Source organism: Halogranum roseipondis, from assembly GCF_059695585.1.
In genome coordinates, this window is sequence record NZ_CM185235.1 from 600,788 (window position 1) to 622,125 (window position 21,338).

General features: G+C 69.1%; 25 protein-coding genes and 1 tRNA gene. 15 read left to right on the forward strand and 11 right to left on the reverse strand.

What is annotated here, in order from left to right:
* Window positions 1-7: 7 nt before the first annotated feature.
* Window positions 8-1,411 (reverse strand): hypothetical protein, encoded by a 1,404-nt coding sequence (locus EOHIBHHM_RS03260; protein WP_497254589.1) that lies wholly within the window; start codon window positions 1,409-1,411, stop codon window positions 8-10.
* Window positions 1,412-1,526: 115 nt separating this feature from the next.
* Between EOHIBHHM_RS03260 and EOHIBHHM_RS03265 the strand changes: the two genes are divergently transcribed.
* The gene (locus EOHIBHHM_RS03265; protein ID WP_497254591.1) at window positions 1,527-2,282 is read left to right on the forward strand and encodes a DUF2103 domain-containing protein; all 756 of its coding nucleotides are present in this window, start codon (window positions 1,527-1,529) and stop codon (window positions 2,280-2,282) included.
* Window positions 2,283-2,286: 4 nt separating this feature from the next.
* Here EOHIBHHM_RS03265 and EOHIBHHM_RS03270 read toward each other — a convergent pair whose 3' ends face one another.
* Window positions 2,287-2,967 (reverse strand): helix-turn-helix domain-containing protein, encoded by a 681-nt coding sequence (locus tag EOHIBHHM_RS03270; protein ID WP_497254593.1) that lies wholly within the window; start codon window positions 2,965-2,967, stop codon window positions 2,287-2,289.
* A 162-nt stretch (window positions 2,968-3,129) separates the two neighbouring features.
* On the opposite strand from EOHIBHHM_RS03270, the gene EOHIBHHM_RS03275 reads away from it, so the two are divergent.
* The 7 genes from EOHIBHHM_RS03275 (at window position 3,130) to EOHIBHHM_RS03305 (ending at window position 5,458) form a co-directional block, all read left to right on the forward strand.
* Entirely contained in the window at window positions 3,130-3,399 is a 270-nt protein-coding gene (locus tag EOHIBHHM_RS03275; RefSeq protein ID WP_497254595.1) for a 50S ribosomal protein L37ae, read from the forward strand.
* Window positions 3,399-3,533 (forward strand): DNA-directed RNA polymerase subunit P, encoded by a 135-nt coding sequence (locus tag EOHIBHHM_RS03280; protein ID WP_089821766.1) that lies wholly within the window; start codon window positions 3,399-3,401, stop codon window positions 3,531-3,533. The genes EOHIBHHM_RS03275 and EOHIBHHM_RS03280 overlap by 1 nt, the downstream gene beginning before the upstream one ends.
* A 4-nt stretch (window positions 3,534-3,537) precedes the next feature.
* Window positions 3,538-3,849 (forward strand): KEOPS complex subunit Pcc1, encoded by a 312-nt coding sequence (locus EOHIBHHM_RS03285; RefSeq protein WP_497254597.1) that lies wholly within the window; start codon window positions 3,538-3,540, stop codon window positions 3,847-3,849.
* Window positions 3,850-3,856: 7 nt separating this feature from the next.
* Window positions 3,857-4,321, forward strand: a complete 465-nt coding sequence (locus EOHIBHHM_RS03290) for a halocyanin domain-containing protein (protein ID WP_497254599.1) — start codon at window positions 3,857-3,859, stop codon at window positions 4,319-4,321.
* A 211-nt stretch (window positions 4,322-4,532) separates the two neighbouring features.
* Window positions 4,533-4,922 carry a prefoldin subunit beta gene (locus EOHIBHHM_RS03295; protein WP_497254601.1) on the forward strand — a complete coding sequence of 130 codons (390 nt, stop codon included), beginning with the start codon at window positions 4,533-4,535 and terminating at the stop codon, window positions 4,920-4,922.
* A 13-nt stretch (window positions 4,923-4,935) separates the two neighbouring features.
* Window positions 4,936-5,184, forward strand: coding sequence for a DUF3194 domain-containing protein (locus tag EOHIBHHM_RS03300; protein ID WP_497254603.1), 249 nt, complete (start codon window positions 4,936-4,938; stop codon window positions 5,182-5,184).
* Window positions 5,185-5,254: 70 nt separating this feature from the next.
* Window positions 5,255-5,458, forward strand: coding sequence for an HVO_0649 family zinc finger protein (locus EOHIBHHM_RS03305; protein ID WP_497254605.1), 204 nt, complete (start codon window positions 5,255-5,257; stop codon window positions 5,456-5,458).
* Between the two features lie 66 nt (window positions 5,459-5,524).
* Here the strand turns inward: EOHIBHHM_RS03305 and EOHIBHHM_RS03310 are convergent, their stop codons facing one another.
* The 3 genes from EOHIBHHM_RS03310 to EOHIBHHM_RS03320 all read right to left on the reverse strand — a co-directional run bounded on the left by EOHIBHHM_RS03310 (window position 5,525) and on the right by EOHIBHHM_RS03320 (window position 8,870).
* Window positions 5,525-7,522, reverse strand: a complete 1,998-nt coding sequence (locus EOHIBHHM_RS03310) for a DUF2070 family protein (RefSeq protein WP_497254607.1) — start codon at window positions 7,520-7,522, stop codon at window positions 5,525-5,527.
* Window positions 7,523-7,668: 146 nt separating this feature from the next.
* Window positions 7,669-8,220, reverse strand: coding sequence for a GMP synthase subunit A (locus EOHIBHHM_RS03315; protein ID WP_497254609.1), 552 nt, complete (start codon window positions 8,218-8,220; stop codon window positions 7,669-7,671).
* Window positions 8,221-8,342: 122 nt separating this feature from the next.
* Window positions 8,343-8,870: a DUF7097 family protein gene (locus EOHIBHHM_RS03320; protein WP_497254611.1), complete on the reverse strand. Its 528-nt coding sequence runs from the start codon at window positions 8,868-8,870 to the stop codon at window positions 8,343-8,345.
* 81 nt (window positions 8,871-8,951) lie between these two features.
* Here EOHIBHHM_RS03320 and EOHIBHHM_RS03325 point away from each other — a divergent pair, with 81 nt between their 5' ends.
* The 5 genes from EOHIBHHM_RS03325 to EOHIBHHM_RS03345 all read left to right on the forward strand — a co-directional run bounded on the left by EOHIBHHM_RS03325 (window position 8,952) and on the right by EOHIBHHM_RS03345 (window position 15,390).
* Window positions 8,952-9,821: a DUF5995 family protein gene (locus EOHIBHHM_RS03325; RefSeq protein ID WP_497254613.1), complete on the forward strand. Its 870-nt coding sequence runs from the start codon at window positions 8,952-8,954 to the stop codon at window positions 9,819-9,821.
* A gap of 144 nt (window positions 9,822-9,965) precedes the next feature.
* Complete coding sequence (locus EOHIBHHM_RS03330) at window positions 9,966-12,710, forward strand: PEP/pyruvate-binding domain-containing protein (protein ID WP_497254615.1); 2,745 nt, start codon at window positions 9,966-9,968, stop codon at window positions 12,708-12,710.
* Between the two features lie 58 nt (window positions 12,711-12,768).
* Window positions 12,769-13,128 carry a DUF192 domain-containing protein gene (locus tag EOHIBHHM_RS03335; RefSeq protein ID WP_497254617.1) on the forward strand — a complete coding sequence of 120 codons (360 nt, stop codon included), beginning with the start codon at window positions 12,769-12,771 and terminating at the stop codon, window positions 13,126-13,128.
* Window positions 13,129-13,311: 183 nt separating this feature from the next.
* Complete coding sequence (locus tag EOHIBHHM_RS03340) at window positions 13,312-14,847, forward strand: (R)-citramalate synthase (protein WP_497254619.1); 1,536 nt, start codon at window positions 13,312-13,314, stop codon at window positions 14,845-14,847.
* Between the two features lie 222 nt (window positions 14,848-15,069).
* Window positions 15,070-15,390: a DUF8081 domain-containing protein gene (locus tag EOHIBHHM_RS03345; protein ID WP_497254621.1), complete on the forward strand. Its 321-nt coding sequence runs from the start codon at window positions 15,070-15,072 to the stop codon at window positions 15,388-15,390.
* A gap of 11 nt (window positions 15,391-15,401) precedes the next feature.
* Here the strand turns inward: EOHIBHHM_RS03345 and EOHIBHHM_RS03350 are convergent, their stop codons facing one another.
* Both EOHIBHHM_RS03350 and EOHIBHHM_RS03355 read right to left on the reverse strand, forming a co-directional pair.
* Window positions 15,402-15,584 (reverse strand): hypothetical protein, encoded by a 183-nt coding sequence (locus EOHIBHHM_RS03350; protein ID WP_497254623.1) that lies wholly within the window; start codon window positions 15,582-15,584, stop codon window positions 15,402-15,404.
* A 161-nt stretch (window positions 15,585-15,745) separates the two neighbouring features.
* Window positions 15,746-15,831 (reverse strand) — tRNA-Ser (locus EOHIBHHM_RS03355).
* 120 nt (window positions 15,832-15,951) lie between these two features.
* Between EOHIBHHM_RS03355 and EOHIBHHM_RS03360 the strand changes: the two genes are divergently transcribed.
* Entirely contained in the window at window positions 15,952-16,902 is a 951-nt protein-coding gene (locus tag EOHIBHHM_RS03360) for an AAA family ATPase (RefSeq protein ID WP_497254625.1), read from the forward strand.
* A 261-nt stretch (window positions 16,903-17,163) separates the two neighbouring features.
* On the opposite strand, the gene EOHIBHHM_RS03365 is transcribed toward EOHIBHHM_RS03360, so the two are convergent.
* From EOHIBHHM_RS03365 to EOHIBHHM_RS03380, 4 genes are read right to left on the reverse strand one after another with little or no spacing between them, the layout of a single operon-like run.
* Window positions 17,164-17,661 (reverse strand): DUF7519 family protein, encoded by a 498-nt coding sequence (locus EOHIBHHM_RS03365; protein ID WP_497254627.1) that lies wholly within the window; start codon window positions 17,659-17,661, stop codon window positions 17,164-17,166.
* Window positions 17,658-19,064: a DUF58 domain-containing protein gene (locus tag EOHIBHHM_RS03370; RefSeq protein WP_497254629.1), complete on the reverse strand. Its 1,407-nt coding sequence runs from the start codon at window positions 19,062-19,064 to the stop codon at window positions 17,658-17,660. The genes EOHIBHHM_RS03365 and EOHIBHHM_RS03370 overlap by 4 nt, the downstream gene beginning before the upstream one ends.
* A complete protein-coding gene (locus EOHIBHHM_RS03375) occupies window positions 19,061-19,624 on the reverse strand; it encodes a DUF7269 family protein (protein ID WP_497254631.1) in 564 nt (187 codons plus the stop codon). The genes EOHIBHHM_RS03370 and EOHIBHHM_RS03375 overlap by 4 nt, the downstream gene beginning before the upstream one ends.
* Window positions 19,621-20,634 carry a DUF4129 domain-containing protein gene (locus tag EOHIBHHM_RS03380; protein ID WP_497254633.1) on the reverse strand — a complete coding sequence of 338 codons (1,014 nt, stop codon included), beginning with the start codon at window positions 20,632-20,634 and terminating at the stop codon, window positions 19,621-19,623. Before EOHIBHHM_RS03380 ends, EOHIBHHM_RS03375 begins: the two co-directional genes overlap by 4 nt.
* Window positions 20,635-20,728: 94 nt before the next feature.
* Here EOHIBHHM_RS03380 and EOHIBHHM_RS03385 point away from each other — a divergent pair, with 94 nt between their 5' ends.
* Window positions 20,729-21,268 carry an NTPase gene (locus tag EOHIBHHM_RS03385; protein ID WP_497254635.1) on the forward strand — a complete coding sequence of 180 codons (540 nt, stop codon included), beginning with the start codon at window positions 20,729-20,731 and terminating at the stop codon, window positions 21,266-21,268.
* Window positions 21,269-21,338: the final 70 nt, after the last annotated feature.

Sequence of the window (21,338 nt, forward strand, 5' to 3'; positions counted from 1 at the left end):
CCGGCGCTCAGTCGGCGGTCCGCGTCGTCTCCGCCGTCTCCGTCGTCTCCGCCGAGCAGGTCGAGGAGTCGGCCGCGAGCGACGCACCGACGACGAGCAGCGGGCTGCCGACGAGGGCGACGGCGGTGCCCCCGACGAGCGCCAGCAGAACGACGAGCAGCCCGTTGCCGAGTGCCGGCGTCGTGAGGGGGACGAGCGGCAGTATCGTGACGAGGAACCCGGAGACCGCCGTCGCGAGGGCGAGACGGCGGTCCCCCCGGCCGGCCGCGTAGCCCGTCGGGAGGAGCGCGAAGAGGGCGACGAGGAACCACAGACTCGAGAGTAGCGACCGCGTCACGCCGTTCTGTCGCAGTGCGACGGCTGCGGCGACCGCCACGGCCGCCGCGAGGAGCACCGCGGTCGCCGCGACGACGAGCAGCGTCCGGTAGCGCAGGCGGTCTCGGACGGCGGACTGCGAGAGCGCGACGCCGACGAGCGTCGTCGCCACGCCCGCTCCGACCGCCGGTGCGGCGGAACTGCCGAGCAGCGAGACCCCCCCGGCGAGCAGCGACCCGAGCGTGACGAGGACGCCGACGACCGTGAGTACCCCACCCGCGCGCTCGCCGAGGCGGGAGAGCGGTCGGGTCGACCGTGCTCTCGCCCACGAGAGCCCACCCAGGAGTGTCGCGACGAGGAGCGCGAACGCGGCCGTCGGGAGCGCGAGGAACACGACGGCGTTCACGGCGGCGACCAGCCAGACGGCGCTGCCGACGGCGACGAGGCTCAAGAGCGGCCCGGCCGCCGAGTCGCGCGGGACGAACGTGACGAACTCCCCCTCCTGCTTCTCGGTGAACTCGGTGAGCGTCATTCGGGCTCCGTCGTCCGAACGCGTCGACCCGGACACCGTCGCGGCGACGCGCATCCCGTCGGGGGCGACGACGGTGAGTTCGTCCGCGCCGAGACCGGCGAGGTTGCGGAGGCTGTAGCTCTCGGTGAACGCGTCCGAGCGGAGCGCGCCGCCCGGCGTCCGCTCGGCGAAGTCGTCGTCGCGGTAGCGGGCGACGACGCCGTCGTCGGTCGCCGCCGTCGACAGCAGGTCCGCGTTCCACATCGCGCGGTCCGCGACGGCAGTGCGGAGACCGGCGTCCGAGCGGAGTCGGTCCGCCCCGGCGTCGTCGGCGAGACGGTTGCGGACGACCCACGTCGCGCTGCCGTTCTCGTGGACGCGAACCGTGGCGGTGCTGTGCTGGACGGTGACGTCGACGTCGCGTTCGGCGGCGGCCTCGGCGAAGGAGTCGCCACAGCCGTCACAGAGGGGTCGTGGCGGCGGGGCGGCGAGAGCGGGTGCAGCGGCAGACGCGACGACGCTCGCGAGCAGCGCGAGGAGGACGATGCCGACGGTCGAGTCGCGTCGGCGACGCGGAGGGACCATGCCTCCACCTCTCGGTGTCCCGGAATGTATCTTTCGACGGACAGGACGGCCGCGGAACCCGCCGTCCGCCGCGCGGAATAAACGGACTTATCCACGGCGACGGCCAGGTTCGGATATGAACTGTGGGCGGTGTGAGTCTCCGTTAGAGAAACCAGGTGACTACTGTCTCACCTGCAACACCGCCAACTGCGACGCCGTCGTCGTCGAGTTCCAGCGCGACCGTGCGACGCTGACGATGCTCGACGGCGAGGAGCTGATCGGGGAGACCGTCGTGACGACGCTCCCCGAACCCGACGAGGAGCGCGGTGGCGTCGAACTGCGGAACTTCGCGGGGCGCGTCGCCGACGAGATACAGCGCAAGCGTCCCGAGACGGTGTACGCGGCCGCCAGTCGCGGCGACGACGCCGGGACGCGGTACGACGCTCGCGACGCCCTCCGCGAGACGAAAGCCCAGTTACACTACGAGTTCTACCGGGTGACCGGCGACGACGTCGTCGGGAGCGTCCTCGACCGTCGCGGCGAGCGCTCGCTCGAAGTCGTCGAGACGCCACCGCGTGAGAAGATCGGCGGCACCCACAGCACGCTCATCGGCGGTCGGAAGGGACGGAAGGCGATCGCGCTCGTCGCCGACCACCCGCACGTGAAGAAGATCATCCCCGGTCCCATCGACGCCGGGGGGACGGGGTCGCGGACGGGGTTGCGCGCGAAGGTGACCCGCGCCGACGACAACGGCAACGTCCGTCTGTTGCTCCGCGACGGGTCGAGCGTCCAGGAGAACCGCGTGGTGACGACGGCGATGGACCGCGAGACCGGTGAGTGGGTGCGCGACGACCTGAACGAGGCGCTCGCGGAGGCGGAGCTGCAGGAGTAGGCGCTTAGCCTTCGGCCGCCGCCGCGGTACCGTCGACCGGTCGGTCCTCGTCGAGCGACGTCTCGAGCAGCGACTTCAACGCCCGGCGGAGTCGTTCCGAGGCCGCCTGTCCCGTGATCCCCAGCGACTCGCCGAGTTCCGCCAGCGACGCGCTCCGGGGGATGTCGAAGTAACCGAGGTCGATCGCCTGCAGGAGGATGTCGCGCTGTGGTTCGGTGAGTCCGAACTGGTTCTCCTCGTTCATCGCGTCGTACGAGGAGAGTCCGCGGAGGTCCATCCCGAGGTCGTGTTCGGCACAGTAGTCGCGGAACGAGCAGAGCGCCTCGCGAGAGGGGAGCGCCAGCCGGAACGTCCACTCCTCGTCGCTTCGGCGGGCGTCGAGGAGCATCCCGTCACATCCGACCCATCCCCAGTACGTCGACGTGTGGGCGGCGGCGGGGACGAGACTGATCCGGTAGCGGCGGCTGTCGGAGTCGGTCGTGAGAGCGGCGAACGCCGAGACGTCGTCGGCCTCGGTCAGCGCCCGCTCGAACCGCTCGAACGCGTCGGCGGTGACGCGACAGTGCAGTAGGACGGACTCGCCGTCCGTCGCGTACATCCGGTCGACAGCGACTACGACGTCCGGGACAGTCTCGAAGACCGTCGCGAGAAGCGGGGTGTCGAGACGCAGGTCGGCGGTGATCACGGTTGGTTCGGAACCTCGGTTGGCTCGAATAAAACCCTGCGGGCCACCCATCAGAGAGGCAGTAACTACGACCGTCGAAACCGTCGGGACCGTGGGAACGACCGGCAGGACCGGGGGCGACTCGTAGCCTTTTTGTGTCCGCTGGCGGTAACTCGCAGTACTATGGCCGACAAGAAGGCACGAAAGACCGGGAGCTCCGGCCGGTTCGGCGCCCGCTACGGGCGTGTCGCACGGAAACGCGTCTCCGACATCGAATCGAACATGCGTAACGCCACGGTCGACGGCGACGACGTCAAGCGCCTCGGCGCAGGCATCTGGGTGAACGAGAAGACCGGCGAGAAGTTCACCGGCGGCGCCTACCGCCCCGAGACCCCCGGTGGCCGCACCGTCAAGCGCTCGATCCGCGCAGCGCTCTCGACCGACGAGGAATAATGAGTTACAAGTGCTCCCGGTGCAAGCGCGACGTAGAACTTGACGAGTACGGCGGCGTCCGCTGTCCGTACTGTGGTCACCGCGTCCTCCTGAAAGAGCGCGGCGGCGACATCAAGGAAGTCGACGTCCAGTAGCCGCGTGGAGCACCACGACGCACAGTCGGGCCGCGACGGGTCGCGTGCCCACACTGCTTCTCTCTCTTTCGACTACGCCGACGAGCGGCGCGCACGGGTCGTCGAACGGAGCGTCGCCGTCGAGGTCGGCGACATCGACGACGCTCGCTCGGGGGCGACGGTCGCCCGCGAGGACGACACCGTCACGGTGACGGTTCGGGCGAGCGACCTCGTCGCACTCCGCGCCGGCGTCAACTCCTGGACGCGGATGGTCGGCGTCGCCGAGGACGTCGCCGTCGCCGCCGAATCGAAAGGCACGTCTCGGTCGACTCGCTAGCGCACGTATGCAACGACGCGCCTTCCTCACGACGCTCACCGTCGGAACCGTCGGCGTCGCCGGCTGTCTCGGCGGCGGCAGTGCTCAGTCTTCGTCGGGGAGTTCCGGCGACTCGGGCGGTTCGGGCGAGTACGACGGCTGGTTCGACAACGTATCGAACTACGACGGGACCGTCGACCGGACGGGGCAGGACGAGGTGACCGTGAAGGTCGGGACGCGGGCCAACGGTGGCGGCAACGGGTTCGGCCCGGCCGCAGTCGAGGTGTCCACGGGGACGACCGTCGTCTGGGAGTGGACCGGTGCGGGCGGGACGCACAACGTCGTCGCCGACGACGGGAGTTTCCAGAGCGACTACGCCACGAAGGAGGGGGCGACGTTCGAACACACGTTCGCGGAGACGGGCACCTACACCTACTACTGCAAACCCCACCTCGGGATGGGGATGAAGGGCGCGGTTCGGGTCGTCGAGTAGTCAGGACTGTTCGCGTCACCGAATCGCCGCGACAGCGAGTCGCCGTGACTCCGAGTAGTCTGCTCGCCTCGCGACGCCGAAAACGGCCGTCGCGTCCCCGTCACCGGCGGCTCGTCGGCGGATCGCCCTTCGGTCGACACGACGACGCCGGGGGGTGCGCTCACGAGACGGAATACGGGGCTTTTTCACTCCGGGACACATCCGTCAGACCATGCAGGGTAACCTACCGCCGGACGCACAGGAGAAGATCGAGGAACTGCAGGACCTTCAGGAGACGGCTCAGCAGCTGTCCGCCCAGAAGCAGCAGGCCGAGACGACGCTCTCGGAGTCCCAGAGCGCCCTCGAGGCACTCGACGACATCGACGAGGACACGACCATGTACCGCGAGGTCGGCGAACTGTTCGTCGAGACGGACTACGAGCAGGCACACGACTCCCTCGAGGAGAAGGTCGACAGCCTCGAGATCCGCGTCGAGCAGCTCGACAAACAGGAAGAGCGCATCCAGAGTCAGTTCGAGGAGCTCCAAGAGGAGCTTCAGCAGATGCTCCAGGGCGGTGCAGGCGGCGGCCCGATGGGCCCCGGCGGCGCCGGCGGCGCGTAAGCGCACCCAGTCGATGAGCGAGCCAACGGACGAAGAGGTCGTCCAGACCGCGGCTGAAGCCGCGGAGGGCGTCATCTTCAAGCACTACAAACAGTCCGACGTCAAGGACTTCGACGTCACCGTCTCGTTCGAAGACGGCGTGTTAGACGTCGACGTCTATCTGAACGCGCCGGGTGACGAGGTCGACCCCGACGCGGTGGCCGACGAGGCCGCACGGACGGCACAGGACGCCGTCGACGACCTGTTTACCGAGGCGGAGTAGCGTTTTCCCGTCTCGTTTCTCGCCCCCTTCGAGGCAAGGTTTAACCACCCCGAGTGTGAACTGTTATCACATGGCAGCCGAACGAGGAGCGGGAACGACGCCGCTGGACCGGCTCAGAACGCACTACGACAACGTCGACATGACCTGTCCGAAGTGCGGGTACGAGGACACAGACGGGAGCTGGCGCAGCGAGATGAGCGGCAACCGGGTCGACTACCAGCATCTGTGTCCGAGCTGTGGGGCGATCCGTCGGCGGTCGATCAAACTCGACTGACTGCCACTATTCTCGACGTCGTCGAGAGCGATCGTCCCCGTCACGAACAGTGACGCGGTGGTGCGCTCAGGCGAGGAAGAAGATGAGCACGCTGACGACCATCGCCGAGAGGATCACCGCAGCGGCGAACGCCCCACCCATCGAGACGGCGACGTTCGCGTGACTGGCGAGCGTCTCGGTGCGGTCGTTGCCGAAGATGGTGACGGTGACCTCCTCGACGGCCATCCCCGCGGTGACCGGTTCGCAGTCGGCACGCGCCTCGGCGACGAGGTCGGCGATGCGGTCGAGCAGTTCCTCCTGGTCGAGTGCGGCACCCACCTGGTTGTCCGCCTCGACCGTGTTGACGATGTGCGTGTCGGTGGTCATCACCTCGACCGCGTCGACGGTTCGGGGGGCCGCGCCGTCGGCGGCGACGGCTCGTCCCGTGGCCGTCGGTGCGGCCGACTCGTCGGTGAGCGCAGTGACGATACGGTCTCGGAGCCCCGGCTCCATGTTGTTGCCGTCGACGAGCACGTACGCCGTCGTCTGGCCGGCGACCTCGGTGACGGCGACGCGGAGGCCGAGCGGCCCGATCCCCTCCCGCGGCGTCCACTCGGTCCGGTCCCAGGCGGTGCCGAGCGAGAGGTCTCCGCGTCGAGCGTCGTCGATCGCCTCCCCGGCGAGTCCCGCAGCGCGAATCATGTCGAACGAGCGTCTGCTTCCGGGGGTGACGTGACCCAGGTCCGGGCCGTCCAGCCCGTTGTTCGAGTTGTGGGCGTCGACGAGCAGCACGTCGTCCAGCCCGTGCGTCCGGGCCTCCGTCGCAGCGGTGAGTCCGACCCCGTACTCGACGTCGTCGGCGAACGCCGGCGCGTAACTGGAGACGAGCACCGCGTCGTCGCCGAACCCCTGTCCGAGCATCTTCGCCTCGCCCGACTCGGTTCGGACGCTCGCGGTCGCCTCGCTCGTGTACTCGATGCGTTCGGCGGCGTCGTCGACGGCGTCGAGGATGGTGTCGACCTCGCGTTCGGTGACGAGGTTGAAGTCGTGGCCGGCGGTCGCGTGCGGCGGAAACGCCAGTCCCTCCGAGCGGCGTGCGGCCCGTTCGGGGAAGTTGCCACCGCCGATCTCGCCCATCGGCCCGGGGTGGATCATCGGGAGGACGAACCGCGCCTTCTCCTCGACGTCGGTGTCGGCGTCGACGTCGGTGTCGGCGCGACGGAACGAGAGGACGGTGACAGGGACGACCGCCTCCTGTCCCAACTGTTCGAAGAAGTCCTCCAGTTCGCGCGACCCCTCGGCGATGTGGCCGATGAACCCTCGGATGAAGTCGAGGACGGAGACGCCGAGGCTGTTACGCCACGGCCGGTCGACGACGTAGAGGAAGACGTAGACTGCGATGGCGTAGATCACACACATGATGCCGAGCAGTCCGAAGTGGCTCGGCTGAACCGCAGAGAGCGCGGCGGGTGCCTGATCGGAGCGAGCGAGGTACTGTCCGACGTAGGGAATGAGATACGCGTCGATGATCGACCCGCCGAACTCGAAGAGGCGGAGCGTGCCGCTGTAGATGAACAGTAGGGCGGCCGAGGCGACCGTCTGGATGCTCGCCGGGACCGACGCGACCAGCATCGACGACCGCGAGACGGCCATGATGACCAGCAGGCGAAGCGCGAACACCGACGCGAGCGCGACGACGAGGGCGTTGAAGACGAACCCCTGACCGAGCGGGAGGAACACCGACGCGATGGCCGCGACTGTGACGACGGCGACGATGATGACCTCACACGCGAGCGCGAGCAACGACGAGCGGTTCGGTGTGAGTCGGCCGCCGACGAACCGGTCGACGCCGGTCGTTCCGAAGGCGGCGATCACCGTCGGCACGCCGATGAAGAAGATCCCCTCCCAGGCGTCCCGCCCGAGCAAGAAGAGCCCCGACCACGTCCGCTCTGGGACGCCCGACTCGAAGGCTGCGACGCCGGCCATCGCGGCGACGAGGAGGGCGAACGCGAGACTGGAGTACCATCTCGGCGCACGGAAGATGAACCGCGACAGCCCAGCGAGATTGCTCTGCGTCGCTGTCATTGGCGCGTCTTTTCTCGGCCTCCGTCTAAAACTCTCGCACTTTCTCGAAGCCAGTACCGTCGGCCACTACCGAACGCGAAGCGACGCGACCGAACGCGAAGCGACGCGACCGAACGCGAAGCGACGCGACCGAACGCGAAGCGACGCTACTGCGAACAGACGTCGACGAAGTTCTCGAACAGTTCCTCACCCTCGGCGGTGTGGGCGACCTCCGGATGCCACTGGACGCCGTAGAGATCCTCCTCGGCGTTGCTCATCGCCTCGATCCCGCAGACGTCGCTCGTCGCGGTGTGCGTGAACCCCTCGGGGAGCTCTTTCACCTCGTCGGCGTGACTCGCCCAGACGCGAGTCTCCGGTGCCAGCGACCCGATGAGCGGGTCCGTCTCGTCGAGTATCTCGACGGTCACGTCGGCGTAGCCGCCGTAGTCGCCGGAGCCGACGGTCCCGCCGAGCTCCGTCGCGATGACCTGCAGCCCGAGACAGATTCCGAGCACCGGGACGTCCATGTCGATGTACTCCGCACAGCGGCCGATACGGTCCATGTCCGGACCGCCGGAGAGCACGATCCCGTCGGCTTCGATCTCCGCGGGCGGCGTGGTGTTGTCGACGATCTCGGTGTCGACCCCCAGATCGCGCAGCGCGCGCCCCTCCAGATGCGTGAACTGTCCGTGGTTGTCGATGACGACGATTCTGGTCATACAACGGGTTGGACGGACGCGCCTAAAAGTCAATCGAACTCGGGACGTTTTACGCATCCCCGTGCATCACTCCCGCGTCAGTCGGGAGCGTCGTCGTCGACAGGTCGGAGCGTTTACGCTGCTCATTCGTCGTCGAACCGGTCACGCGCCGACTGGAAGCCGAACTCCTGGATCTCCTTACTGCGACGCTCCTCGCGGGCGGCGATCGCTTCCGGGTCCGGGCTGGCGTCGTCGTCGATGCGAGCGAACGAATCGTGGACCTTCGCGTGACACCACCGGCAGAGCGCGACGGTGATCTCGTGGCTCACCGCCTCGTCGTCGGACGCACTGCTCCCGTACGAGAGGTGGTGTTCCTCGAGGAGCGGTCGGGTCGACTCGTGTGCCATCCGGACCTCTTCGAGCCCGCATCTGACACACGACTCGCCGTCGGTGGTCGCCCGGTAGTGCGGACAGTCCCGCCAGTCACAGCCCTCCTCGCCGACCAGACAGGCGTAGTCGTCGGCGCGACGGGCGGCGGCGAACTCGGGGTCGTTACCGGCGTACTGGAGCGCGTAGCGACACCGGCCGTCGTCCGTCAGGTGGTCGCAGCGTCCAGCCACCTCGTAGGGGTCGTCTACGCCGACCGGCGTTCCAGTGGGCGTCTTCTCCATGCGGTCGGTTGCGTCCGTGCGCGTTTCAATCCTCCTCTGACGGGCGAACGGTTATGCCGTCTCCCGAGAACGAGAGGGCGTATGAAACCCACTTCTGTGGGGACGCGACGTCGCACGCAGTTGCGGATGGCGGTCGACGGGGTCCGCCGCGGACGCACGACGCCCACTCGTCGACGACGAGATCCCGAACTGCGCTCGCTGGTGTGTGACCCGTATACGAGTGTCGACGAGACGCACCGGCGACTGACGGAACTTCGTACGACCTTCGAAGCACGGGACGACCGCCGAGCGGTGTTTCTCTCGGTGTACGCACGCATGACCGAAGCGGTCGCCGACCGCCTCGACCGTGGCGACTTCGACGACCCCGAGTGGGTCGGAGCGTATCTGGTCACGTTCGCGAACCTCTATCGGGAGGCGGTCTACGCGTACGAGACTGGGGATCACGACCTGCTCGCCGAACCCTGGCGACTCGCGTTCGAGGCGGCCGAACGCGGCGACTCGCTCGTCGTCCAGGACGCGGCGTTGGGCGTGAACGCCCACATCAACTACGACCTGGCCGTCGCGTTGGAGCGTGTCGGCATCGACCCGGACCGGCGACGGCGATACGCCGACCACGAGCGCGTCACCGACGTCGTCAGAGCCGTCGTCGACGAAGCGCAAGACACCCTCGCCGCACGCGACGCCCCCGGACTGGAGACGCTGGACGACTCGCTCGGCCGGGTCGACGAGTGGCTGATCGTGTTCTCCATCGACGAGTGCCGCGACAGCGCCTGGCGGACGGCCGTCGCGACGCAGTCCCGGTTCGCCGTCCGACGGCGACTGGCGCGATGGGTCAACGGCGTCACGTCGACAGGCGTCGCACACGCGATTCTCGCCTCGCACGCCGACGCGACGGTCCACGAGTCGGTGTCGGCGCTCGAATCGTCGCCCCCGTCGCGCGAGGGGACGTAGTCGTGCGACAGGATGCAGTCACGCCTCGGATCCGACAGCCCGAGAGGTCGCAGTAACGGACTTGTAGCTGGGGCGTCAGTATCCGGCGTCCCTCGCGTTCGTTCGTCTGTCGGGCGGCGGACGCGAAGGCGGGGCTCTCTCCCGATGAACTCACACACAGAATCGGACGACGTTCGGTGGCTCGACGCGGTCGGAGGCGCGGACCGCCCGCTGGTCGGCGGGAAGGGGGCGAACCTCGGTGAACTGCTCCGGGCCGGACTTCCGGTGCCACGGGGGGTCGTGGTCACGACCGACGTCTACCGGTCGCTGGTCGACGCTCCGGCCGTCCGCGAGGCACTCGCCCGACTGGAACGGCTCGGCGCCGCCGAGAGTGACGCGCTCGCGACTGCGGCGGCGGAGCTCCGGTCGGCCATCCGAGCACAGGAGTTCGCCGCGTCGACGCGAGCCGAGATCTCGGCTGCACTGGACGCCGTCGGTCCGGCGGAGGCGTACGCCGTCCGGTCGAGTGCGACGGCCGAGGACTCGTCGACCGCGTCGTTCGCCGGGCAGCACGAGACGTTTTTGGGCGTCGACGCGGCGGACGTCCCCGACCGCGTCCGCGAGTGCATGGCGAGTCTCTTCACCGACCGCGCCGTCTCGTATCGAGCGCACGACGACGTCTCCCACGGCGACGTCGCGATGGCAGTCGTCGTCCAGCCGATGGTCGAGGCAGCGGCCGCCGGTGTGCTCTTCACCGCCGACCCGGAGACGGGGAACCGAGGCGTGAGCACCGTCGACGCGAGCTTCGGTCTCGGCGAGGCGGTCGTCGCCGGCGACGTCACCCCGGACCACGCGCGGGTCGACACGGAGACCGGAGAGGTCCTCGCGTACGACGTCGCCACCAAGGACGTCGCCGTTCGTCCCCGCGGAGTCGACGGGGGCGAGAGCGCCACGACGGACGACACGCCCGGCGTCGACACGACCGGCGTCGAGACGGTCGAGCTATCGTCGAAGGAGCGCGAGCGACGCGTCCTCTCGGACGAACGGCTCCGAACGCTCGTCGGACTCGGCGAGCGCGTCCAGACGCTGTTCGGCACGCCGCAGGACGTCGAGTGGGCACTGGTAGACGGGGCGTTCGTCCTCCTGCAGTCGCGACCGATCACCGCGCTGTTCCCGCTGCCGTCGCCGCTGCCCGACGACGACAGCCTCCACGTCTATCTCAGCATGGGCCACATGCAGGCGATGCCGGAGGCGCTGCCGCCGCTCGTCTGCGACTTCTGGCGAGACTGGGTCGACTCGGCGATGACCGCATTCGGTCTCGCCGCCTTCGTGCCCGCACCGGCAGTCGAGGCCGGAAGCCGCGTCTACGTCGACGTGACGCCGTTCGTCCGGAGCGACGCGTTCCGCGACGACCTGATCGACGGACTCGGGGCCATCAGCGAACCGGCGTCCACCGGTCTGGACGACCTGACGACGCGGCGGGCCGGCGCGTTCGAGGGGACGGGTGTCACGCTCTCCTCGCTCCCGAAGTTCGCGAAGCCGGCGTGGCGGGTGTCGACGCTCGCCGTCGCAGTCGTCCCCGGTATCGCCAGCGGTGTCGTCCGCGCGTTCACCGACGCGCCGACGAGAGCGGACCTCGAGGAGACGTGGGGCGATCTGGGCGAGCAGTTCACCGCGGAGGTCGCCCGTGCGGAGACGCCCACCGAGCGCGCTCGCGCAGTGTTCTCCGGCATCGACGTCACGGGCATCGTCGCCGAGATGTACTCGGAGGTCGCCCCGCTGTACGTCGCCTTCGGTATCGGTGGCTGGCTCAAGCGGGCGTTTCCGGAGGCACAGGCGGACGTCAACGCCGTCGGGAGCGGCTTCGAGCGCGATGTCGTCACCCGGATCAATCTCGGACTCGGCGACCTCGCGGACGTCGCCCGCGAGCAGCCGGACGTCGCCGACGCACTCCGCGAACGGCGCTCGCTCGACGAGATCAGAGCCGTCGACGGCGGCGACGTCTTCGTCGACGCCTTCGAGTCGTTTCTCGCGGAGTTCGGCCACCGCGCGACCGGCGAACTCGACCTCAGTCGGCCGCGCTGGCGCGAGGACCCCTCGGGGCTGCTCGCGATCGTCCGCGCGAACCTCGCACACGAGGAGGCGGGCGACCACCGCGACCGTATCCGGCGACTCGCGGCGGAGGCCGAGGCGGCGGCGACCCGTCTCGAACGACGGGCCGACCACGGACCGCTCGGACCGCTGCGAAGGCGGTTCGTCCGTCTACTCGTCCAGACGTACCGCAACACCGTCTACACGCGGGAGTATCCCAAACACGAGGCCGCCCGCGCGTTCACGACGTGGCGGGAGGCACTGCTCGACGCCGGGCGCCATCTCGTCGACGCGGGACGACTCGACGATCCGGACGACGTCTGGTTCCTCCGCGCGGACGAACTGTTCGCCGCGCTCGACGGCGAGGCGGTCGACGTGGACGTCGCCGCTCGGAGACGGGAGTTCGGCCGACACGCCGCGCTGGACGCGCCGCCGGTACTGACGAGCGAGGGCGAGACGATCCGCGGGCGGTTCGACCGGACCGACGTCCCCGACGGGGCACTCGTCGGCACGGGCGTCTCCGCGGGCGTCGTCGAGGGGCGCGCCCGCGTCGTCCGCGATCCGACCGAGGCGACGGTCGAACCGGGCGAGATACTCGTCGCTCCCTCCTCGGACCCGGGGTGGACGCCGCTGTTTCTGAACGCCGCGGGCATGGTCGTCGAAGTCGGGGGGCCGGTCAGCCACGGAGCGCTCGTCGCTCGCGAGTACGGCCTCCCAGCCGTCGTCTCCGTCCACGGTGCCACCAGGCGGATCCAGACGGGACAACGGCTCCGCATCGACGGCTCGCGGGGCACCGTCGAGATACTGGAGGACTCCTGACGTCGGAGAGGTCGCTTCGTCCGGATAGTTTTTGCCGCGGTGACGACAGGGTAGACCCGTGCAGCTCATCCACGAGTCGAAGGAGGGTGCCCGAGTGCTCGCCAGCGACGTCGACGTCGCCGACGGATTTCTCGCCCAGGCGCGAGGATTGATGTTCCGACGCTCGATTCCCGACGACTACGCGCTGGCGTTCCCGTTCGATAATCCGGGGACGCGCAGCCTCCACATGCTGTTCGTCCCGTTTCCCATCGACGCGCTCTGGGTCGTCGACGACGAGGTGGTGAAGACGAAACGACTCGCGGCGTGGACCGGACTGGGGTGGGGCACCGCAGACGTCGTCTACGAACTCCCCGCGGGAGCCGCAGCAGGCGTCACAGTCGGCGACACCGTCGTCCTCGAGTCGGACGAACAGATCTGACCCGCGATGGACGACTGTGGAGGTTGACACCAAATGCTGTTCGAACCCGCTCCTTTATGCCACCCGAACGCATGGTGGCGAGTACAATGTCGGAACACACCCCGACAGACGAGGATAGAGTAAGTCGCCGCGAGGCGGCTGGCCGTGAAATTCTCCGAGTCGACTAACGCTTCAGACCACACCGTGACCGAGTTATTCCGGGGTTCTCCCGAGGTTCCCCTCACTTCTGACAGACATGTACAGCTTCTCGACACCACACTCCGCGACGGCGAGCAGGCACCGGGGGTCTCGCTGACGCCGGCGGAGAAAGCCGACATCGCGCGTGCGCTCGACCGCGCGAACGTCTCCGTCATCGAGGCCGGCAGCGCCTGCACGGGCGCGGGCGAGCGCGAGACGATCCGTCGCGTGACGGAGCTCGGTCTCGACGCGAAGGTGACGAGTTTCGCCCGCGGCGTGCAGAACGACATCGACCTCGCGCTCGACTGCGACGTCGACGGCGTCACGATCGTGGTGCCCGCCAGCGACCGCCACGTCGAGACGAAGGTCGGGACGACCCGCGACGACGTCGTCGCGAAGACCGAAGAGCTCGTCTCTTACGCGAAGGACCACGGGCTCTGGGTCGAGATCCTCGGCGAGGACGGCTCGCGAGCAGATCTGGACTTCCTCGAACGGCTCGCCGCCGCCGGCCTCGACGCCGGTGCCGACCGCTCGTGCTTCGCCGACACGGTCGGCCACACCAGCCCCGAGCACACCTACGAGGCGGTCTCTCGCCTCGCCGCACTCGGCCCGACGAGCACGCACACGCACGACGACCTCGGCCTGGCGATGACGAACGTCTACGCCAGTCTCGCGGCCGGCGCCGACATGGTCCACACGACCGTCAACGGCATCGGCGAGCGCGCGGGCAACGTCGCGCTCGAGGAGGTCGCCATCGCGCTCGATCACTGTTACGACGTCGAGACGGTGAAACTCGACGAGGTGTACGACCTCGCGCAGTTGGTCGCCCGGTCGACCGGCGTCGATCTCGCGCCAAACAAGGCAGTCGTCGGTCAAAACGCGTTCACCCACGAGAGCGGCATCCACACCGACGGGACGCTCAAGGACGACTCGATGTACGAACCGTACCCGCCGGAGACGGTCGGCCGCGAGCGGCGTCTCGTCCTCGGCAAACACGCCGGGCGCGCCGGCGTCCGCGCCGCACTCGAAGAACACGGCGTCGACGTCGACGGCGACGATCTGTCGACAGTCGTCGAGCGCGTCAAGACGCTCGGCGACCGCGGCAAGCGCGTGACGGACGCCGACCTGCTCACCATCGCCGAGGAGGTCCAGGGTCGCGAGCGCGAGCGTCGGGTCGAACTCAAAGACCTCACCGCCGCCAGCGGCGGCGGGACGCCGACCGCGAGCGTCCGCCTCCTCGTCGACGGCGAGGAACGCGTGGCCTCGGGCACCGGCAGCGGTCCCGTCGACGCCGCCGTCGAGGCCGTCCGCTCGGCGCTCGGTGCGAGCGCGAACGCACAGTTGGACTCCTACCACGTCGACGCCATCACCGGCGGCACCGACGCGATGGTGACCGTCGAGGTACAGATGACCCGCGACGACCGGACGGTGACCGTCGCCGCCTCCGACTCCGACATCACCCGCGCGAGCGTGGTCTCGATGGTCGACGCGCTCGACCGCCTGCTCGCCGCGGACCCGGCACCGACACCCGCCGACGACTGACCGACTGACGGCCGGGACGTAGCCGTCTTCGCGCTTTACCACGACACGCACGTAGTCGAGTCTGTCGCGTTGCTGTGGACTCGCGTCACAGACACCGGCACGCGGCCCGAGGTGTGCGAGAAAGGCGTGGCCGCGTGCGGTGCGATTCCGTCGCGTCGCAGCGGTAGCCTCACGCAGCGGCATGTCGACCGGTTCATGTGCCTCGGTCGACTACGACAGCGCGTGAGCGACTACGTCGTCGACGTGAAACCGTCCGCCAGGCGAACGAACGGTGCCGTCGGCGTCGCCGTCTGTCGGACGGGGTCGCGCCGACGGTTCGACGGTCGGACGGACGCCGAGGCGTGGGCGAGCGACCTCTCGGAACGCGGCGACGGACGCGTCTGGATCCGTCGGGCCGACCCCGACGACCGGTCGGCCGCGGACGCCTACCTCGTCGGTCGGTATCCCCGACCGGCGCTCGACGGCGCGTACGACAAACGCCGCCGCCGACTGCGCGCTCCGTCGGTCGACCAGACCGACCTCGGCACGTACGACGCCCGATAGTCCCGAACGGGTCAGTTGACGCCGTCCGCCACGAGATACGTCCGGTTCGCCCGTCGTTCGAGGCGGACGGTCGCGTCGGCGAGTTCGTCGTCGACGTACTCGGCGAGCGTCGCGGCGTCCATCTCGGTGACGTCGATGCGCCGGTGGCCCGTCGTCGCGGCCGCGGTCGGACTGGTGGTGTGCAGGATGTCCATATCCGAGGATGCGGGGGAACGGACTTGTAGCTCATCCTAGTAGGGTGAAAGTGAAACTGTCGGACGGCGGAGTTCTGTGGCTGTGAGTGACACGATGCAGCGAGACGAGTTCGCACAGCGAGCGACGCGGCCGTCGCTCGTGGAGTGGTGTCCGTGAGAAGCGCCGAGAGTGAGATTTGAACTCACGTGTCCGAAATGGACAGTAGATTTCGAATCTACCGCCTTGGCCGGGCTAGGCTATCTCGGCTTCCACCAACAACTGTGCCGTGGTCCGTTTAATCGGTTTCGGTTTTCGGGAGCTATGAGAGTGACAGGTGTGTGACGTGGGACCGGACGACATAAGTGCGGGGGTCATCTCCGTTCGCGCATGGACATCGCAGAGGCAAGTAACGCCTGCGAAGACGTGTTCGAGACCGTCCGCGGCGCCGTCATCGCCGAAGACGAGTTCCTCGAACGCGTCATGCTCGGCGTCCTGTCGCGCGGTCACGTCCTCTTGGAGGACGTCCCCGGTACGGGGAAGACGCTGACTGCCCGCAGCATCGCGAAAGCGCTCGGGTTGTCGTTCTCCCGCATCCAGTTCACGCCCGACCTCCTCCCCTCCGACGTCACCGGGACGAACGTCTTCAACGAACAGGAGAGTAGCTTCGAGTTCTCACACGGCCCCATCTTCGCGAACGTCGTGTTGGCCGACGAGATCAACCGCGCGCCGCCGAAGACGCAGGCGGCGCTGCTCGAGGCGATGGAGGAAGCGCAGGTGACCGTCGACGGCGACACCTACCAACTGCCGAAACCGTTCTTCGTCATCGCGACGCAGAACCCCGTCGAACAGGAGGGGACGTTCCCCCTCCCCGAGGCGCAGGTCGACCGCTTCATCGTCAAGACGGCCATCGGCTACCCCGACCTCGACGGCGAGGTCGAACTCCTCCGCCGCCGAGTGAGCCGCGAGGCCCGCAGCCCGTCGGTCGAACAGGTGCTCTCGGAGGACGCCGTGTTGGACATCCGGCGCGCCCCCGAGACGGTCCGCGTCGACGACGATCTGCTCACCTACATGGCCGAGATCGCCCAGGCGACGCGACGCGACCGCCGAGTCGCCATCGGCGTCTCCCCCCGCGGGACCCAGCGACTGCTCGAGTCCGTCCGGTCGCAGGCGGTGCTCCGCGGTCGTGAGTTCGTCACCCCCGACGACGTCAAACGGATCTGCCAGCCGGTGCTCGCCCACAGACTGGTGTTGACGCCGGACGCGAAGGTCAACGACGTCTCGAAAACCGACGTCGTCGAGGACGTCCTCTCGGAGGTCGCCGTTCCGACCGTCGAGTGAAAACTACGGCGACGCCGTCTCGTTGGTGGACTCGGCGAACGACGATCCGACGACGACACCGCAGCAGTCGAGTACCGATTCGCCGGGACCGACAGTGACGACGACACCGGGGGGTCGAGTGCAGTCCGTGTTGTATTCACACATGGTAGGCGGAGCGGGAGTGTAACTCCATCCACGCCTTAGTTCATCGCCTCCCGCCATAAAACTATCCTCAGATAGATATAATGTATCGAGTTCCTGAAGGAGAGGGGATCTGCTCGGTCATCGGCCGAGCGCGGAGACGAGGACGACTGCGCCGACGAGGAGGAAGACGAGCGCCGTCAACGGTTGGCCGCCGGTCGCACCGCGGTAGACGCCGTAGCCGAGTCCGGCGGTGACCGCGCCGACGACGAGACTCGACGCCGCGTGGACGAGTTCCGCACGCCGCGTGTCGGCCGCACGCCCCAACTGCGCGCCGATGCCGATCCCGTTCTCGCCGACGTCCCAGGCGACGACGGCGCCGGTCGTCCCGACCAAGAGCGGTTCGGGACCGGCGCCGGAGGCTCCCGCGAACAGGACGCCGGCGAACAGCAGCCCCGCCCCCGCGGTGACCGCCGCACGAGACGCCCGGACCACGCCGAGACCGAGGACGGCGAGTCCGACCGCCGCCGGGATCGCACCGCCGACCGATCCGACCGCCGACCCGACCAGACTCGTCACACCGGCCCCGACCGCGATCGCCGTACTCACGACGGCGGGCGACCGGTCGATCTCGGTCACGTCGACCACCTCGTGGCCGCCCGTGTGAGCGCCGGCGCCAGCGACCCCTCCCGCCAGTCGACGACCCGGAGACCGGCCTGTCGGAGTCGGCTCGCGCGGTTCCGTCGCTCGATGCGAGCGAGACGGTGGCCGGGCGTGTCGTCGGCCGTCGGGTCGGGACTGACGACCGTCACCGGGTGGCCGGTCGCGTCGAGTCGCCGCGCGATCGAGGCCGGGTAGTCGTCGGCTAGCGGCGAGAACAGCAGTATCTGCGCGTCACTCGGCAGCCGTCTGAGCAGTCGCCGCAGTCGGATCGAGGGGAAGAACTTCCCGTCGCTCGGCGTCGACGACAGCGCGGGATGCGTCGCCAACAGCTCTCGCGCCCGAGCACGGTGGTCGTTTCCCGCGCCGGGCGCGAGCCAACACTCCTCGGGGCCGAAGGCGGCGATGCCGACGCGGTCGCCGCTGTCGAGCAGCGAGGTGAACGCCTGACTCGCCGCGTCGACGCTCCGCTCGACCGCGTTCTCCTCCTCGTCGCCTGCGAGGTACGCCTCCGTCCGGGCGTCGACGACGAGCACCACCGTCGCCGCCCGCTCCTCGCGGAACTCCAGCGTGGCGAGGTCGCCGCTGCGGGCCAACCGCCGCCAGTCGACGCGCTTCAGCGGGTCGCCGTGGCGGTACTCGCGCGTCGAGTGGAACTCCAGCCCCGACCCACCGACGTCGGTCGCGATGCGACCGGTGTACTGCGTCGTCAACCCGCGCAGCGGGAGGTCGGCCGTCGCGTCCAGCGTCGGCAGACAGCGAAGCGACGTCTCGCAGTCCACCTCCGAACGGCGCTCGCGCGACCCGCTGGCGTCGCGCGTGACGACCGTCGCCGGCTCCCACTCGTGGTCGCCACGGACGGCCGTGACGACGTAGCCGAACGTGGCCCGCTTGCCGGGACGGAGCGCCGTGGCGTGTCGCGGCGAGCCGTCGCTGACGGACAGTGCCGGCGGAACGCCGTCGACCAGCCGCAGGTCCGGCAGCGTCGACTCGCCGACGTTCGTCACGCGGACGGTCACCCGGACCTCGTCGTCCACGGCGGGCGTCGTCGTGCTCAGCTCGCGCTCGATCCGGAGCTCGGGGACGGGTGCCTCACCGCCGCGAGCGTAGGCCGCGTAGGCGATGCCGACGACCGCCGTCAACAGGAGTCCCTCCCGACGACCGAAGACGACGGCGACGCCCACCGCGAGCAGGGCGACGGTGCCGACGCCGACCCAGCGGTTCGTGTCGAAGGCGCGTCCGGCCGTCGTCGGCGTCGTGTCTGTCGTGTCGGCCGCCTCCGTGGTGTCGGCCACCGCCGTCGTCCCCGTGGCGTCCCTCGTCGGCCGGTCCGACGACGCCGACGACGACTTCGACGACGCCGACGGTTCCGACGCCGTCATCGACCACCCTCCTGGAGTCGCGCGAGGGCGGCGACGGTGCGCCGTACCTGACTGCGGAACCGCGACTCGCGTCGGAACAGCGCCCGCACTCGCGTCCGCAACGGGAGCGCCGGTGCAGCGTCAGAGAGGAACCGCGCGGCGACGGCGTCGTCGGTCCACGTCCCGGCCGCCACGCGCTCTTCCGCCTCACCGACCGAGCAGTTCTCGTGGACGACGAGCGTATCGACGGTCGTCTGCTGGAGTCGGTCGCGCACGTCGCGCTGCGCCGAGACGTTCCGGAGCGACCACCCGACGCCGCTCGCGACCTGTTCGTCGAACTCGTCGCCCGGCGTCGGAACCCGAAACCGCCGTTCGGGGTCGTCCGTCTCCGTCTCCGCGTACTCGACCTGTCGGCGGCCGCCGACGGCGCGGACACCCTGTGCGATCGCCAGCGCGCCGACGAGCGTGACGAACGTGTAGCTCAGCGAGAAACCGAACGTCTCCCGCAGGGCGACGCTCGCGAGGCCGAGCCCGACCGCCCCGAGGCCGACGGCCGCGACGACCGCTCTCGTCCGACTCATCGGTCACTCCCTGTCGCGCTCGCGTCGGTGTCCTCGGCGTCCACTCCGTCGTCGCCGTCGCCGACGCTCGCGTAGGCCGACTCGATACGACGTAACGCGTCCACCGCACGTCGCTCGCGTTCGGGCGTCGCCTCGGCCCCGCCGTACCGGACGTCCTCGAAGAGCGCCGTGAGTTCCTCGACGTCCTCGCGGGCCATCCCGGCGTCGACGGCGGCCGCCGCGAACTCGCCGGCGGTACTCGACTGCGGCCGCGGCACGTCGAGCAGTCGCGTCATCTCGCCCCACGCACGGTACACCTCGTTCTCCAGGTCGGCGTCGCCCTCGATGCGGTCTGCGGCGTCGCCGGCGGCGCGGCCGATGGCGGCGACGTCCGGGCGCGACTCGTCGACCTCGGCGTCCGGGTCGGGGACCTCCTCCGCCGAGTCACCCGTCGACAGAAACAACAGGAGGACGCTGCCGACGACGGCGACGACGAGCACCACGCCGAGGAGGGCGGAGGGCGTCGACAGCACCTGTCCGGACTGGTTCAGCCCGGTCGCGCCGCTCGCCGCCGGGACGAGACTCGACCCGTTCGTCGGCAGCGGGAGCGGTGACGACTCGCCCGACTCTGGGGGAACGAGACACGTCGTGAAGAGGGCGTGGAGGAGGAGCAGCGGCGGACCGACGCTGAACAGCACGCCGCCGGAGACGATCGGCGAACGGGTCCGACGGTAGACCTCACCGACGAGGAGCGCCACACCCAAGACCGCCGCCGTGATCACCAGTGGGTCGTTCAGGAACGGAAAACACGGCAGCGAGATGTCGGTCGACCCGCCGAGCATCGACCCTTCGTTTCCGAGGTCGCCGTCGCTGGACGCGTCGTCGCCGATGCCCGACTCCTCGTTCGGGCCGGCACCGAGACTCCCCCCTCCCTCCGACGTCGTCGCCGTGTCCAGCGTCGCGGCGGCGACCGAGAGGGCGACGACGGCGAGGAGGGCGAGGACAACTGTCAGGGCAGTGTTTCGATTCACGACACAGGGTAGCATGAAACGAGGTAAAGGCGTTTCGAGGTGGAACGTACGTTTAGGTCGCTCGTCACCGTCTCTCTACCGTGGAGGCTAGCCCATGCCGAACAACTTCCTCGTCACCGGCCAGCCACGGAGCGGAAAGACCACCGTCGTCCAGAAGACGGTCGAACTGCTGCGCTCGAACGGGCTCGTCGTCGGCGGCGTCTTCTGCCCCGAGGTCCGTCTCCACGGGGAGCGCGTGGGGTTCGAGATCGAAGACGTACTGAACGGCGAGACGCGGACGCTCGCACACGTCGACCGCGACTGGGGGCCGTCGGTCGGCAAGTACCGCGTCGCCGTCCAGGAGGTCGACGAACTCTGCGAACGGGCGTTCTCGCGTGCGTCCGCCGAGGCGGACGTGCTCGTCGTCGACGAGATCGCACCGATGGAGGTCCACAGCGACGTGTTCGTCCGTCGCGTCGAGGCGGCGCTCGACGACGAGAAACCGCTCGTCGCGGCGATCCACGAGCGCTCCACCGACGGGTTCGTCGGCGAGGTGAAACGCCGCGACGACGTCGAACTGTTCGCGGTGAGCGCACAGACGCGGGAGGCGCTTCCGGGTCGAATCGCCGCGCTCGTACGCGAGTGTCTGGAGTGAGAGACGGCACGCCGCTGCGAGCCTCGCTCGACGTCGCGACCTGATCCACCGTCGAACCGACACGTCTCCG